The following is a 15643-nucleotide window of genomic DNA, read 5'->3' as shown; positions in this document are numbered from 1 at the left end:
TCAGGTCACCTTCGCGGTACACGAAGGCCCGGATGCCACGGCATCCGGGCCTTCGTCGTTCCCGCGTGATGACACCGCGTACCGGCATGGGTGACACCGATGTTCACCGATTCGAAACATCCGAGTCTGGGAAATCGATATGTCTTCGTTTACGGTCTAAGGGACCCCCCGTCGATCCCCCCATCCGGCGTCGCTTTCGTTGCGTGCGTCGGTACTTGGAGACCCATGCATCACGCACCCTCCCGCGCGTCCGCCCGCCGATTCACCACGACCCTCAGTGCCGTCCTGGGCGCCGCGCTGCTCGGATCCGCCCTCGTTCCCGCTGCGGCGTACGCCGCCGACGGCCCCCGGGTGGTGATCAACGAGGCCTACCTCAAGGGCGGCAGCGCCGGAGCGCCCTTCAACGACAAGTTCGTCGAGCTCCACAACGCCGGCGACACCGCGCAGGACCTCACCGGGTGGTCGCTGCAGTACCGCCCGGCGGCGAGCACCGACGTGCCGTCCGCGGCGAACACGCAGGCGCTGAGCGGCTCCATCGCCCCCGGCGGGTACTACCTCGTCTCCATCCGCGGGAACGGGGACACCGGCGCCGACCTGCCGACCCCGGATGCCACGAGCACCGGGCTGAACCCTTCGGGGACGAACGGGCAGCTCTTCCTGGCGAACGTCGCCGAGTCGCTCGCCCTCCCGGCGGGCGACGTCGACGACCCCCGCGTCGTGGACTTCCTCGGCTACGGGAGCGCCGCGGCCTTCGAGACGGCGCCGGCCGTGGTCGACGGTCCCAACGGGACCCCCAACTCTCTCGTGCGGACGGACTTCACCGACACGGGGGACAACTCGGCGGACTTCACCAACGCCACGACGGTCACCCCGCGAAACTCCTCGGGCGCCGAACCGGAACCGGAGCCGTCCGTCACGCCGACGACCGAGCCGACGACACCGGCGCCGACGCCGGGAGAGGCCGTCGCCATCCGCGACATCCAGGGGACCGGCGAGTCCTCGCCGCTCACGGGGACCACGGTGACGACCCGCGGCGTCGTCACGGCGGCCTACCCGACCGGCGGATACAACGGCTTCTACATCCAGACGCCGGGGACCGGCGGCGCCATCGACGTCGCCGCGCACACCGCGTCGGACGCGGTCTTCGTCTTCGGGTCCGCCGCGACGGCGAAGGTGCAGAAGGGTGACTTCGTCGAGGTCACCGGCGTCGTGTCCGAGTACAAGTTCCTCACGGAGATCTCCGCGCCCGCGGACGGCGTGCGCGTGCTCGATGAGGTGGCCGCGGCGGTCCAGCCCGCCGCGATCGCGTGGCCGGCGACGGAAGAGGACCGCGAGTCGTTCGAGGGGATGCTCCTCGCGCCGACGGGTGAGTTCACCGTCACGAACAACTACGACACCAACCGCTATGCCGTCCTCGGTCTGGCGTCCGGCACGACGCCGCTGCGCAGCCCCACGGACGTCGCCCGGCCTGGCACGACGCAGTACGACGACGCCGTGGCCGACAACGACGCGCGCGGTGTAATCCTCGACGACGGCGCGTCGGTGAACTACCTCACCACGGGCAAGAACGACCCGCTGCCGTACGTGTCGCTCGAGAACCCCGTGCGCGTGGGCGCGGCCGTGACGTTCGAGACCCCCGTGATCCTCGACTTCCGCAACGACGTGTGGACGTTCCAGCCCACCGAGCAGCTCACGGTCGCCAACGCCGACACCGTGCAGCCGGCGTCCTTCGAGAACACGCGGAAGAGCGCTCCCGAGCCGGTCGGCGGCAATGTCAAGATCTCCAGCTTCAACGTGCTGAACTACTTCACCACCACGGCGGAGAGCGTCGGCTGCACCTCGACCTACAAAGACCGCGCGGGCAACCCGATCACCGCGGACAAGTGCCCCGACAACGGCCCCCGCGGTGCCGCGAACGACGAGAACCTCCAGCGTCAGCAGGCCAAGATCGTCGCGGCGATCAACGGCCTCGGCGCCGACGTGGTCTCTCTCGAGGAGATCGAGAATTCGGCGGAGTTCGGCAAGGATCGCGACGCGGCGCTCGCGACCCTCGTCGGCGCCCTCAACGAGGCCGCGGGCTCGGAGCAGTGGGCGTTCGTGCCGTCGCCGGCCGCGCTCCCGGCGTCGGAGGACGTCATCCGCACGGCCTTCATCTACAAGAAGGCCGTCGTGGAGCCGGTCGGTGACAGCGTCATCCTCGACGACCCCGCGTTCACGAACGCCCGCCAGCCGCTTGCGCAGGCGTTCGCTCCGGTCGGAGATCCGGATGCCAAGATCCTCGCGATCGTGAACCACTTCAAGTCCAAGGGGTCGAGCGACGACGCGACCGGCGACAACGCCGATGACGGGATGCAGGGCGCCTTCAACGGCGACCGTGTCCGCCAGGCGGAGGCCCTCGGGAACTTCGCGGCGGAGCGGTCGGCGGCGCTCGGCACCGACGACGTGTTCCTGCTCGGCGACTTCAACTCCTACACGCAGGAGGACCCGATCGAGAAGCTCCGCTCGTTCGGCTTCGAGCCGCTCGAGACCGGAACCGGCAAGTACTCGTACTCGTACGACGGGCAGTCCGGTTCGCTCGACCACGTCCTCGCGTCGCCGTCGGCACGGGAACTGGTCACGGGAACCGACATCTGGAACATCAACGCCGTGGAGGCTCTGGCTCTCGAGTACAGCCGCTACAACTACAACGCGCTGAACTTCTACGAGACCTCGCCCTACCGTTCGAGCGACCACGATCCGGTGATCGTGGGCCTCGACCTGTCGTCGACGACCGACATCAACCTGCTCGGCATCAACGACTTCCACGGACGGATCGACGCCAACACCGTGAAGTTCGCGGGCACGGTCGAGCAGCTGCGGGCGGAGTACGGCGACGAGAACACGCTGTTCCTCTCCAACGGCGACAACATCGGCGCCTCCCTGTTCGCCTCCTCGCTGTTCCAGGACGAGCCCACGATCGACGTGCTGAACGCGCTCGAACTGGCCGCCTCGGGCACCGGGAACCACGAGTTCGACAAGGGTGCGGCCGACCTGACCGGGCGCGTGTCGGATCGCGCCGACTTCCCCTACCTCGCGGCCAACGTCTTCAAGGACGGACAGCCGCTGCTGCCCGGCTACGCCGTCTTCGAGGTCGACGGTGTGCGCGTCGGTGTGATCGGGGCGGTCACGCAGCAGACGCCGACGCTCGTGTCGAAGGAGGGCATCCAGGGCATCGAGTTTCGTGATCCCGTGACGGAGGTCAACCGCGTCGTGGGCGAGATCGACGATCAGGTCGATGTCATCGTGGCCCAGTACCACGAGGGCACCGAGCTCAGCGGCTCGGCCGCCACGCTCGAGCAGGCCGTCGCCCAGGGCGGCGCGTTCGCGGAGATCGTGAACGACACCGACCCGGCGGTGGATGCCATCTTCACCGGCCACACGCACGCCGAGTACGTGTGGGATGCGCCGATCCCCGGCGGCGACGGCACCCGCCCGATCCTGCAGACCGGCAGCTACGGCGCCAACATCGGCCAGATCGTTCTGAGTGTGGACGAGGGCGGCGACGTGGTGGACTACACGGCCCGCAACGTGCCTCGCCTGTCGGCGCCGAACGCGGACGCCGGGGCCGCGCTGGACGCGGAACTCATCGCGACCTATCCGCGCGTGGCGAAGGTGAACGACATCGTCACGGCAGCTCGCGCCGAGGCGGACGTCGTCGGTCGTGAGCCGGTCGGATCGGTCACCGCCGACATCACGACCGCCTTCCAGGAGGGCGGCTACGTCGACGGCGTGTACGCCGGCGGCAAGCGCGACGACCGCTCGAAGCAGTCCGCGCTCGGCGGGCTGGTGGCCGATGCGCTCCGCGAGACCCTCGCCGATCCCGAACGGGGCGGCGCGGACATCGCGGTGGTCAACCCGGGCGGGCTGCGGGCCGAACTGCTCTACGACGCCGACGGGGTGATCACGCTGGCCGAGGCCAACGCGGTGCTGCCGTTCGTGAACAACCTGTGGACCACGACCCTCACGGGCGAGCAGTTGCGGGTGATGCTCGAGCAGCAGTGGGGCGACGCCTCGGGTCGAGGTACGACGAACCTCGCTCTCGGCGTCTCTGAGAACGTCCGCTACACCTATGACGCCACCCGCCCCGCGGGGGACCGCGTCCTGGGCATCTGGATCGACGGTGTGGCCGTCGACCCGGCGGCGGAGTACCGGGTGGGCTCGTTCAGCTTCCTGCTCGGGGGCGGAGACAGCTTCTCGGTCTTCCAGGAGGGCGCGAACACGCTCGACTCCGGTCTCGTCGACCGCGACGGGTGGATCGACTACCTCCGCGCGCACCCCGGCCTCACCCCCGACTTCACGGCGCGCGGCGTGCAGGTCTCGGGTGTTCCCGCCGAGGTCATGCCCGGGGACGAGTTCGCCCTCACCGTGTCGAACCTCGACCTCACCTCGCTCGGTGCACCGCAGAACACGTCCCTCGCGGCGTCGTTCGGCACGGGGGACCCGATCGAGGTCGCCGTCGTCGGAGGAGCGGCGACCGTCACCGCGACGGTGCCCGCCGACGCGCTCGACGTGATCGAGCTGCAGCTCACCGCTCAGCCGACGGGGACGCTCGTGACCGTCCCGCTGCGGCTCGCGGATGCCGCGACGGTCGGCGGCGGCGGGGGTGACACCGCGGTCGGCGGCGGCGCCGGAGCATCGGCCGGCGACGGCGCGCTCGCGATCACCGGGACCGACGGCGCGTGGATGGGCGCCGGCGTCCTGGCCGCCCTGGCGCTGCTCGGTCTGGGCGTGGTGGTCCGCCGCCGTTCGGTGCGCCAGACCGACTGACACGGAAAGAGAAAGGGACCCCGGATGCCTGGCATCCGGGGTCCCTTTTCGCGTCAGGCGCTGCGCGGGGGAGCGGTCGAGGCGCGCACCACGAGGCGCGCCGGGGCGAGCGTGCGCGGCGGAGGCGCCTCGCCGTCCAGCATGGACAGGAGGAGGCGCGTCGCTTCGACGCCCTGATCCTCGGGGTACTGCTCGACGGTGGTGAGGGCGAACATCTCGGCGTAGTCGTGCCCGTCGATCCCGACGACGCTGAGCTCGGTCGGCACCGAGATTCCCATGCGCCGCGCCGCGATGATCACGCCGATGGCCACTTCGTCGCACGCCGCGACGACGCCGCTGGGGCGGGAAGCGGCGTCGGCGAGGAAGGATGCCGCGGCGGCATAGGCGTCGGTGATCGTCAGCGTGGAGGGGACGTTGCGGATGCGCACGGCGAGCCCGCTGTCGTTCATCGCGTTCCGGTAGCCGATCGAGCGTTCGTCGACGTCCCGCGCCGGAGCGTCGGTGGGCGGGGTGCTCCCGACGAACGCGATGTCGGTGTGTCCCAGCGCGATGAGGTGCTGCGTCGTGATGCGCGTGATGCCGATGTTGTCCAGGCCCAGGGTGGGGATGCCCTGGAGGGGATTCCCGATGCAGACGGTCGGCTTGTCGATGGCGAGAAGCCGCTCCAGGTCGCTGTCACCGGGTTCGAGGGCGACGGCGATGATCCCGTCGAACCGCTTCCGGGCGAGGTACTTCGAGTACAGGCTCTCGCGGTCGCGCGAGCCGGGTTCTGCGACGTACAGCGTGACGTCGTAGCCCTGCGAGATCAGCGAGCGTTCGACGCCCTCGATGATCGCGCCGAAGTACCAGCGGTTGACCTTGGGGACGATCAGGGCGACCGTACGCGTGCGGCCCGTCGCGAGGCTGACGGCGCTCGTGGAGGGGACGTAGCCGAGAGTCGCCGCCGCGTCGGTGACGCGCCGGCGGGTGTCGTCCGAGACGTAGCCGCCGCCCGTCAGCGCGCGACTCGCCGTCGACTTGGACACGCCAGCCAGGCGTGCCACATCGGCGATTCCGCTCATGAGCCGTCTTCCTCGAGGATCTTCGACGTCCGTGTCGACGTCATGAAGAGTATCCGACAACTGACGAATCTGGAACCGGTTCCTCTGTGTCTCCGGGGTGAAATGCCGCGATATTCCGCCAGTTATTGAGTCGTGACCAAAGTTTGTTGCGGAACGCGTCGTTGTCCCCTACCGTGATCTGGAATCGGTTCCCGACGGGATCCGATGCAGCACAGAACTCAAAGAGGAGAAATCACATGGGCATGTCACAGCGGTATCGCCTGCTGGCTCCCGTCGGACTGCTGGCGGTCGGTGCGATCGCGCTCGCGGGCTGTGCCGAGGGCGACTCGGGCGGATCCGGCAGTGGCTCGGAGGGCACGACGACCGTTCGCATCTCCGGCGGCATCACCGGTAGCGAAGCCGACCTGCTGAACCAGTCCTTCGACCAGTTCACGAAGGACACGGGCATCAAGGTCGAGTACACCGGCGACAAAAGCTTCGAGGGCAACATCGTGACCAAGGTCACCGGTGGCGACGCCCCCGACATCGCGATCGTCCCGCAGCCGGGTCTCCTGCAGACCCTCGTCGGCACGGGCGACGTCAAGAAGGCCAGCGACACGGTCTCGGCCAACGTCGACCAGTACTGGGGCGCGGACTGGAAGTCCTACGGCACCGTGGACGGCGACTTCTACGCCGCTCCGATGCTCGCCAACGTCAAGGGCTACGTCTGGTACTCGCCGGCGAAGTTCACGGAGTGGGGCGTCTCGATCCCCAAGACCTACGACGAGCTGCTCGCCCTGACCAAGACCATCCAGGAGAAGACGGGCGCCGCCCCGTGGTGCGCCGGTTTCGCCTCCGGTGACGCGTCGGGCTGGCCCGGCACCGACTGGATCGAGGACCTCGTCCTCCGTCAGTCCGGCCCCGACGTCTACGACAAGTGGGTCGCGAACGAGGTCAAGTTCACCGACCCGCAGATCAAGCAGGCCTTCGACGCCGTGGGTGAGATCCTCCTCAACCCCTCGTACGTCAACGCGGGATTCGGTGACGTCAAGAGCATCAACTCGGTCGCCTTCGCCGACGTCGCGGCCAAGGTCGCCGACGGCAGCTGCCCGATGACCCACCAGGCCTCGTTCCTGTCGTCGAACTTCCTCACGGTCAAGAACGCCTCCGGCGGCGAGGTCAAGGTCGCTCCCGACGGCGACGTCTACGCGTTCCTGCTCCCGGGTGTGAAGGAAGGCGAGCAGTCGGTCGAAGGTGGCGGCGAATTCGTCGCGACGTTCCCCGACGACGCGAACGTGCAGAAGGTCGCGGAGTTCATGTCGAGCCCCGAGTTCGCCGACGCCCGCGTGAAGCTCGGCGGCGTCATCTCGGCCAACAAGGGTGCCGACCCGTCGCTCGCGTCCAGCGAGTTCCTGCAGGAGGCCATGAAGGTCGTGCAGAACCCCGACACGACGCTCCGCTTCGACGCGTCCGACCTCATGCCGGCCACCGTCGGCGCCGGGTCGTTCTGGAAGGGCATGGTCAGCTGGATCGACGGAACGCCGACCGACACCGTGCTCAGCGACATCCAGGCCGGTTACAACAACTGACCCCGACCGCAAGATCGGTGGGCCGTCCGCTTCGGCGGGCGGCCCACCGGTACCGTAAGCCCACACGGTGCCGCTGCGCGGCCCGTCCATCGATGAGCACGACGGCGTGTTCGGGAGGGAAGTCATGACTCAGATCAGGCAGGCGGAGAAGCCCCCGGCGGCATCTCCCCGACACGAGGCGCCGGATGCCGAGACGGCATCCCGCAACCTCGCACGAAGGCATCGGACCACCGTCACGGTCGTGGTCATCGCGCTCATCGCGGTGGTGGCGCTGTTCCTGTTCATGGTCACGCGGGCACCGTCCGAGACCAAACCCACCACCATCGGGTTCTCGCTGAACAGCTTCTTCAAGACGCTCGGCGAGATGAACCCGCTCGTGCAGATCCCGCTGGTGCTCCTCGTCTTCGGCGCCGTCGTGGGGCTGCTGCTGCTGCTCATCGAGTACGCGCCGCGCTCGGGCAAGCGCTACTTCTGGATCCGCCTGATCGCGTGCTTCGCGATCCCCGTGCTCGCCTTCATGCTGCTGCGCCCGTACCAGAACGCGGTGATCTACGTCCTCGCGATCGCGGTGATCCTCGGCGGCATCCTGTTCTACGCCGACTACCGGTCGCGTCAGGGCGCCGGCTACCTGTTCCAGCTCATCCTGTTCGCCGCTCCCGCCGCGATCCTCCTGCTGATGGGTCTGGTGTACCCGGCCCTGTCGACGCTGGTGCAGTCGTTCCTGGACAAGACCGGGCAGAACTTCGTCGGGTTCGACAACTACGTCTGGACCTTCACCAACCCCGAGGGCTTCTGGTCGGTCATCAACACCCTGATCTGGGTGCTCCTGGCCCCCACCTTCGCCACCGCGATCGGACTCGCCTACGCCGTCTTCATCGACCGCGCCGCGGGGGAGCGGTTCCTCAAGGTCCTCATCTTCATGCCGTTCGCCATCTCGTTCGTCGGCGCCGGCATCATCTGGAAGTTCGTCTACGACTTCCGTCAGGGCGACCAGATCGGCATCCTGAACGCCATCGTGACGGCGTTCGGAGGCGACCCGGTCTCGTGGCTCTCGGCGACCCCGCTGATCAACACGCTGCTCCTGGTGGTCGTGTTCATCTGGAGCCAGACGGGCCTGGCGATGGTCATCCTGTCGGCGGCGATCAAGGCGGTACCGCCGGAGCAGATGGAGGCCGCCGAACTCGACGGCGCCAACGCCTGGGAGCGATTCATCAACGTGACCGTCCCCGGCATCCGCTCGTCGCTCATCGTCGTGCTCACCACCATCGCCATCGGCGCCCTGAAGATCTACGACATCGTCGCGGTCATGACCGGTGGGCGCAACGACTCCACCGTCCTCGCCTTCGAGATGGTCAACCAGCAGCAGCGGTTCCAGAGCTACGGGCACTCCGCAGCGCTGGCCGTGGTGCTGTTCCTGTTCGTCCTGCCGCTGATCATCTTCAACGTGCGCCAGATCCGGAAGCAGAGGGAAGTGCGATGACCACCTCCACCGTGGTGCTCGAGCCCACCGACGACAAGCGTTCGGCGCGTCAGGTCGCCCGCGACACGCGCAAGCACGAGGCGATGGCGCGCAAGCGTCTCACCTCCAAGGGGGCCACGATCGCCGCCGTCGCGATCGCGTTCTTCTGGACCATCCCGACGTTCGGTCTGCTCGTCACGTCGTTCCGTCCCGGCTCCGACACGCAGTCGACCGGGTGGTGGACCATCTTCACCGATCCGTCGTTCACGCTCGAGAACTACCGTCTCGCTCTGACGTCGGGGGGCACGGCGCTGACGCTGGCCGCCTCGTTCGTGAACTCGCTGGCCATCACGATCCCGGTCGTACTCTTCGCGCTGGCGATCGCCTCGCTCATCGCGTACGCGTTCGCGTGGATCGACTTCAAGGGGCGCAACTTCTTCTTCATCTTCATCTTCGCGCTCCAGATCGTGCCGCTGCAGATGGCCCTCGTGCCGCTGCTGAGCCTGTTCTCGCGCGGTCTCACGATCAACGATGTGACGATCTTCCCCGGGCTCGAGCTGCGTGGCGTGGAGCACAGCTTCGCGACGGTGTGGATCGCCCACGTCATCTTCGCGATGCCGCTGGCGATCTTCCTGCTGCACAACTTCATCGCGGAGATCCCGCACGAGGTCATCGAGGCGGCGCGCGTGGACGGTGCCGGGCACGGTCAGGTGTTCTTCCGCCTGATCCTGCCGCTCGCGGCCCCGGCCCTCGCGTCCTTCGCGGTGCTGGAGTTCATCTGGGTGTGGAACGACCTGCTCGTGGCCACGATCTTCGCGCCGTCGTCGTCTCTGCCGCTCACGCAGTCGTTGAACTCTCTGTCGGGGACGTGGGGCGACCAGTGGTTCCTGCAGTCGGCTGGAACGTTCATCTCGATCCTCGTTCCGTTGATCGTGTTCTTCCTGCTGCAGCGCTTCTTCGTCCGGGGTCTCCTCGCCGGCGCGACGAAGGGCTGAGTCCCGCACGAACGCCGAAGGGGCGTGGCATCCGTCGATCGGATGCCACGCCCCTCGGCGTTCGTGCTCAGCCGGTGCAGGACAGGCGGGTCTGGATGTCGCGCATCGCGTCGATCTCGGCCGACTGGCCCGTGATGATCGTCTGGGCCACGTCCTTCACCCGGGGGTCGCTGCCGAGCTCGACCACGGCCTCGGCCATGGGGATCGCGCCCTCGTGGTGGCGGATCATGAGGCCGAGGAAGAGGCAGTCGGCCGGCTGACCCTCGAGCGAGCGGAGCTGGTCGAGCTCGGCATCCGTCGCCATCCCCATCTGGGAGAGGAGGTCGTCCTCGGACAGCGCGGAGGTGTCACCGTGGCTGTGCGCGCTGGACGGAGCCATCCACTGCATGAGCGGCTGGGACGACGCCTGCGGCAGGCCCCACTGCACGAGCCACCCGAACATCTCTCCGCGCTGACCCGCCTGGGTGGTGGCGATGTCGTACGAGAGGGTGCGCAGCTCGTCGTCGGAGGTCTTGCGGTAGATCTCCATCGCCATGAGCACCGCCTGCGTGTGGTGGACCTGCATGTCGCGGGCGAAGCCGGCGTCGGCGGAGGTGGTCGACGGGGTGGCGGGGGCGGCGGTCGCGCCGAACGCGGTGAAGCGTCCGATCGCGAAGGCGACGGCCAGCAGCGCGACCACGGCCACCGCGACGACGATGCGCCGCGCGGCCGGCCGGGCCGCGGTGTCGTCGTCGGTCACGTCACGCCCTGCCGGGGCCGTCGATCGCGCCCGAGCAGGCGGCGTTGGGCTCGGGGGCGTTCTGGCTGCGCCAGTACTCGGTGAAGAACTCGGCGATGCGGGGGTCGGCGGGGTCGTCGACCTTGAGCTGGTGGTTCCACGCGCTCACGGCGACGGGGGTGTCCATGCCCGGGTAGGGCGAGAGGATCGCGTAGCTGGAGGGCATGACGGCCTCGAGCGCGGCGATTCCGTCGGCGTCGACCCGCTCCGGGTCGTAGGTGATCCAGATGGCCCCGTGCTCGAGCGAGTGCACCGCGTTCTCGTTCTGCTGAGGCTCGGTGTACACGCCGCAGTTCAGCCAGTAGGGGTTGTGCGGGCCGCCGGCGGGGGGCGTCTGCTCATACGTGACCGCACCCTGCACGTGGTCGGAGCGGTTCTGGAAGGTCTCGACGCCCTCGATCTCGCGACCGGTCGTGTTGCCCGCCTGGTAGCTGGGGGCCGGAGCCGGGGCGAGCGCGAAGGATGCCACGACGACCGCGACCACCGCGAGGGCGGCGGTCGATCCGACGACCCACCAGACGAGCTTGCTGCGCTTGCGACGCGCGATCTGCTTCTGGTACTCGGCGAGCTTGTCCTGTCGCTTCTGCTCGCGTTGCTGCTTGACGGTCAGGTCGATGTCGGCCTGCGTGGCGGGGTTGCCGCTCTTGCGCTTGTCGGGGGAGGGGCTCATGCGGTCTGTGCTGTCTCTCTCTGGGGCGGGAGGCTCGGCGCGGGCCGATTCCGCCCAGCCTATGCGGATGAATGCGGTGGCGGCCTGGGAGGAACCCGCGAGGGGGGATGGTGGAGAACCGGGACCGCGCGATAGTATGACGATGTCGAATCGATTCGAGGTTCGACGATCCCCCGAATTCACAGCCCGGCATCGTCCGGGCTGTCCGTGTTGCGAAAAGGACCCCCTGACCGACGTGCTCGACACCGCTTCCCAGCCCGTGATCCCCCCGACCGCCCGCACCGAGCCCTCGGCGACGGGCGCCATCCGTGCGCTCGGAAGCAACCCGGCGACAGCGCCGATCGTGATGCACCCCGGCGACAGCATCTCGGCGCGACGCCGCGTCCTCTACATCGTCCTGCTGGGCGCCCTGACGGCTCTGGGGCCCTTCACGATCGACCTCTACCTGCCCGCGTTCCCGGTGCTCGAGGCCGACTTCCAGACCTCGGCCGCCGCGATCCAGTTGACCCTCACGGGCACGATGATCGGATTCGCGCTCGGCCAGCTCATCGTCGGACCGCTCAGCGACAAGGTCGGTCGTCGCATCCCGCTGCTCGCGGTCACGGCGCTGCACGTCGCCGCGAGCGTGTTCGCCGCTCTCGCCCCGACCCTCGGCACGCTGTCGATCGCGCGCGTCCTCATGGGGGCCGGTGCCGCAGCGGGCGGCGTCGTCGCGGCCGCCATCGTGCGCGACCTGTTCGGCGGTCGCCGGCTGGTCGTGATGCTCTCGCGCCTCGCCCTGGTCTCGGGCGTCGCACCGGTGCTCGCGCCGCTCGCGGGGTCGTTGCTCCTGTCGGTCATGCCGTGGCGGGGCATCTTCTGGGTGCTCGCGGCCTACGGCACGGTCATGCTCGTCTCGGCGATCGTCTTCTTGCCGGAGACGCTCCCCGCCGCCCGCCGGGGCGGCAAGGGCGCGACCACCGTCTGGCAGCGGTACGCGAGTGTCTTCCGGGACCGGGTGTTCGTCGGTGTCCTCGTCATCGGGGCGATGACCTTCAGCGGACTCTTCTCCTACCTGTCGGCATCCTCGTTCCTCTTCCAGCAGAGCTACGGCTTCGACGCGCAACAGTACGGCGTGCTGTTCGCCGCGAACTCCGTGGGGCTCGTCATCGGCGTGCAGATCGCCTCGCGCCTCGCCGCGCGCTTCGGCCCCCAGTGGGTGCTCGCGTTCTCGACCGCCTCGCTCGTGCTGTGGGGCATCGTGATCGTCGTCTTCGACCAGCTCGGGTTCGGGCTGTGGGGCACGATCATCCCGCTGTTCCTGTTCATGACCTCGTGCGGCTTCACGTTCCCGTGCGCCCAGGTGCTCGCCCTCGACCGCCACGGCAAGGCCGCGGGCACCGCGCAGTCGATCATCGGTGCCGCGAACTTCGGCATCGCGGGCGTCATCTCTCCCGTCGTGGGCCTGCTCGCGACCGGATCGGGCATCACCGCCACGACCATGGCATCGGTGATGGTGGGCTGTGCGGTCCTCGGGGTGCTGGCGCTGTGGTTCCTGGTGCGTCCGCGCACCGTCGAGCGGCTCGCTCCGTAAGGGCCGAACAGTAGCAGAGGGCGAACCGCCCGTCCCGGTGATGCCGGGAGGCCCGGCGGGACGGCATCATGGGGCGATGGACCTGGATGCCGCGCCCCCGCCGTTCGTGACGGTGCGCTCGGAGCGCGTCCGCGCCGTGCTCGGTCTGGTGCTGATCGCGCTCGCGTGCGGGCTCGGGGCCTGGGTGTACTTCCGCGGGCCGAGTCCGTTCGCGATCGACGTGTGGTGGAACCAGCTGTTCGCCTCCGCGCCGATTCAGCCGCTGCTCACGATCGCCCTGGTCATGAACCAGATCGGCGGCTACATCACCGCCATCCTCATCGTGCCGTTGGGGGGAGCGCTCGCGCTCTTCCTCACCGGGCGCCGGTGGACGGCGGTGTACTTCCTGGCCGCGTCCGCGGGGAGCGCCCTCCTCGTGCAGGTGCTCAAGCACACGTTCGGCCGTGCACGCCCCGAGGACATCCTCGTCCTCGCGGACTACGGCTCGTTCCCCTCGGGGCACACCGCCAACGCCGCGACGATCGCGGTGGTCGCCGCGATCGTGTTCCCGACCCTGTGGGTGCGGGTGGTGGGCGGTGCGTGGATCGTCCTCATGGCGTTCAGCCGCACCTACCTGCACGCCCACTGGCTCTCCGACACGGTCGGGGGAGCGCTCGTCGGCGCGGGCGCGGCCCTCGTGCTCGCGGTGGTGTTCTCCCGTCTCCGGGCCCGCGACGACGATCGGGCGACGCTCCGACGCAACCGACGGGTTCCGGATGCCGCGTCCTCCGCGCCGTCCTAGGCTGACGCCATGAGCGACACCGCGCCGTCCGTTCCCGGTCCCGCCGACGACCCCGAGGTCGCCCGACTCCGAGCCGAGGCCGAGGCGGCCGAGGCCGAGCTCCGGTTGGCGCGCGCTCGCGCCGATCTCGCCGCGGCGGAGGCGGCGGCCGCGCGGGCCCGTGTCGCCGCCACGCCCGCGGCCACCGCTGCTCCCGAGCCCGCTCCCGCTCCCGAGCCCGCGACGGCGCCTGAGCTTCCCGCCGCCGCTCCCGAACCCGCGACGACGCCTGAGCCTCCCGCGCCGGCGCCCGAGCCCGCCGCCGGGCCGCTGACCGACGCGCAGGTCGCGACGATCGCCGCCGGGTACGCCGGGTCCGCCGGGTCCGCTGGGGCCCTCGACCTCGGTGTACTCGTCAACGGCGGGCCGGTGGCATCCGTCCCCGTCCGGATCCCCCTCGCGATGACCAACCGGCACGGGCTGGTGGCGGGGGCCACGGGAACCGGCAAGACGCGGACGCTGCAGCTGCTGGCCGAGCAGCTGTCGGCGAACGGGGTGCCCGTGTTCGCGGCCGACATCAAGGGCGATCTCTCCGGGGTCGCCGCCCCCGGCGTCTCGAGCGAAAAGCTCCTCGCGCGCACGAGCGCCCTGGGGCAGGACTGGGAGCCGCGGGCCTACCCGACGGAGTTCTACGCCCTCGGCGACGACGCGGCCTCGGGCGTTCCCGTGCGGGCCACCGTGTCGGGGTTCGGTCCGTTGCTGCTCAGCCGCGTGCTCGGTCTGAACGCGACGCAGGAGTCCAGCCTCGGCCTCGTGTTCCACTACGCCGACGAGAAGGGGCTCGCGCTCGTCGATCTGTCGGATCTGCGGTCCGTGCTGACCTTCCTCACCAGCGACGAGGGCAAGAGCGAGCTGAAGGACCTCGGCGGGCTCTCCGGCGCGACCGCGGGTGTCATCCTCCGCGAACTGATCGCGTTCTCGGCGGCCGGCGCCGACACCTTCTTCGGCGAGCCCGAGCTCGACGTGACGGCGTTCCTGCGCACCACCGCCGAGGGTGAGGGCGTCGTGAGTCTCCTCGAGGTGCCGAACGTCGCCTCGCGTCGCGAGCTGTACTCGACGTTCCTGATGTACCTGCTCGCGGAGCTGTACGAGGTGCTGCCCGAGGTCGGCGACCTCGACAAGCCCAAGCTCGTGTTCTTCTTCGACGAGGCGCACCTGCTCTTCCGCGACGCGTCCAAGGCCTTCCTCGCGGCGATCACGCAGACGGTCCGTCTCATCCGCTCCAAGGGGGTCGGCGTCTTCTTCGTCACGCAGACGCCGAAGGACGTGCCGGGCGACGTGCTCGCGCAACTCGGGTCGCGCGTCCAGCACGCTCTCCGCGCCTTCACCCCCGACGATGCGACGGCGTTGCGCGCGTCGGTGCGGACGTATCCCGCGTCGGGGTACGACCTCGAGCGGGTCCTGCAGGAGCTCGGGACGGGCGAGGCGATCGTGACCGTCATGGACGAACGCGGCACCCCGACCCCGGTCGCCTGGACGCGGCTGTTCGCGCCGCGGGCCTCGATGTCGCCGATCCCCGCCGCCGATCTCGCCGCCGCCGTCTCGGCATCCCCCCTGTTCGCCCGGTACGGCACCCCGATCGACCGCGAGTCGGCCCGCGAGATCCTGGCGGCGCGCATGCAGGCGGCGACCGAGGCGCGCGAGGCGGCGGAGCGCGCGAAGCAGGCGGCGGCGACCGAGGCCGAGTACGCGAAGCAGCAGGCGGCGATCGACAAGGCGCACGCCGAGGCTCAGAAGAAGGCGCAGCGCGAGTACGACCGGCTGCTCAAGAGCACCGCGGCGCCGCGTTCGCGCTCCAGCGCTCCGACCGCGCCGCTCGACGACCTGCTCGGCCGGGGGTCGACGAAGACGATCCTGAACGGCGTGATCCGGGGCCTGTTCGGCACCGGTCGCCGTCGCTGAGCCGAGCGCGA

Annotated in this window: 10 protein-coding genes; 7 read left to right on the top strand and 3 right to left on the bottom strand. The window is 69.4% G+C overall.

Annotated features, from left to right (window positions below; genetic code table 11):
* The first annotated feature begins 225 nt into the window (after positions 1 to 225).
* Positions 226 to 4806 carry an ExeM/NucH family extracellular endonuclease gene (locus QM517_RS06715; RefSeq protein ID WP_283286105.1) on the top strand — a complete coding sequence of 1527 codons (4581 nt, stop codon included), beginning with the start codon at positions 226 to 228 and terminating at the stop codon, positions 4804 to 4806.
* Positions 4807 to 4859: 53 nt separating this feature from the next.
* Here QM517_RS06715 and QM517_RS06710 read toward each other — a convergent pair whose 3' ends face one another.
* On the bottom strand, positions 4860 to 5867 hold the full coding sequence (locus QM517_RS06710) for a LacI family DNA-binding transcriptional regulator (RefSeq protein ID WP_283286103.1): 1008 nt from the start codon (positions 5865 to 5867) through the stop codon (positions 4860 to 4862).
* Positions 5868 to 6103: 236 nt separating this feature from the next.
* On the opposite strand from QM517_RS06710, the gene QM517_RS06705 reads away from it, so the two are divergent.
* The 3 genes from QM517_RS06705 (at position 6104) to QM517_RS06695 (ending at position 9889) form a co-directional block, all read left to right on the top strand.
* Positions 6104 to 7435, top strand: coding sequence for an ABC transporter substrate-binding protein (locus QM517_RS06705; protein ID WP_283286101.1), 1332 nt, complete (start codon positions 6104 to 6106; stop codon positions 7433 to 7435).
* A gap of 124 nt (positions 7436 to 7559) precedes the next feature.
* Complete coding sequence (locus QM517_RS06700; protein ID WP_283286100.1) at positions 7560 to 8915, top strand: carbohydrate ABC transporter permease; 1356 nt, start codon at positions 7560 to 7562, stop codon at positions 8913 to 8915.
* Positions 8912 to 9889, top strand: coding sequence for a carbohydrate ABC transporter permease (locus QM517_RS06695; RefSeq protein WP_077052288.1), 978 nt, complete (start codon positions 8912 to 8914; stop codon positions 9887 to 9889). The genes QM517_RS06700 and QM517_RS06695 overlap by 4 nt, the downstream gene beginning before the upstream one ends.
* A 67-nt stretch (positions 9890 to 9956) precedes the next feature.
* Here QM517_RS06695 and QM517_RS06690 read toward each other — a convergent pair whose 3' ends face one another.
* Together QM517_RS06690 and QM517_RS06685 are read right to left on the bottom strand one after the other, a co-directional pair.
* Positions 9957 to 10628 (bottom strand): DUF305 domain-containing protein, encoded by a 672-nt coding sequence (locus QM517_RS06690; protein ID WP_077052287.1) that lies wholly within the window; start codon positions 10626 to 10628, stop codon positions 9957 to 9959.
* A 1-nt stretch (position 10629) separates the two neighbouring features.
* Entirely contained in the window at positions 10630 to 11337 is a 708-nt protein-coding gene (locus QM517_RS06685; RefSeq protein ID WP_077052286.1) for a DUF3105 domain-containing protein, read from the bottom strand.
* A 235-nt stretch (positions 11338 to 11572) separates the two neighbouring features.
* On the opposite strand from QM517_RS06685, the gene QM517_RS06680 reads away from it, so the two are divergent.
* The 3 genes from QM517_RS06680 to QM517_RS06670 all read left to right on the top strand — a co-directional run bounded on the left by QM517_RS06680 (position 11573) and on the right by QM517_RS06670 (position 15632).
* The gene (locus QM517_RS06680) at positions 11573 to 12910 is read left to right on the top strand and encodes a multidrug effflux MFS transporter (protein WP_283286098.1); all 1338 of its coding nucleotides are present in this window, start codon (positions 11573 to 11575) and stop codon (positions 12908 to 12910) included.
* Between the two features lie 76 nt (positions 12911 to 12986).
* Entirely contained in the window at positions 12987 to 13691 is a 705-nt protein-coding gene (locus QM517_RS06675) for a phosphatase PAP2 family protein (protein ID WP_077052285.1), read from the top strand.
* A gap of 9 nt (positions 13692 to 13700) precedes the next feature.
* Positions 13701 to 15632: a helicase HerA-like domain-containing protein gene (locus QM517_RS06670; protein ID WP_283286096.1), complete on the top strand. Its 1932-nt coding sequence runs from the start codon at positions 13701 to 13703 to the stop codon at positions 15630 to 15632.
* The last annotated feature ends 11 nt before the right edge of the window (positions 15633 to 15643 follow it).

It is taken from the genome of Microbacterium sp. IEGM 1404 (assembly GCF_030056775.1).
GTDB lineage: Bacteria > Actinomycetota > Actinomycetes > Actinomycetales > Microbacteriaceae > Microbacterium.
This window is presented reverse-complemented; position numbering and strand designations above follow the sequence as displayed.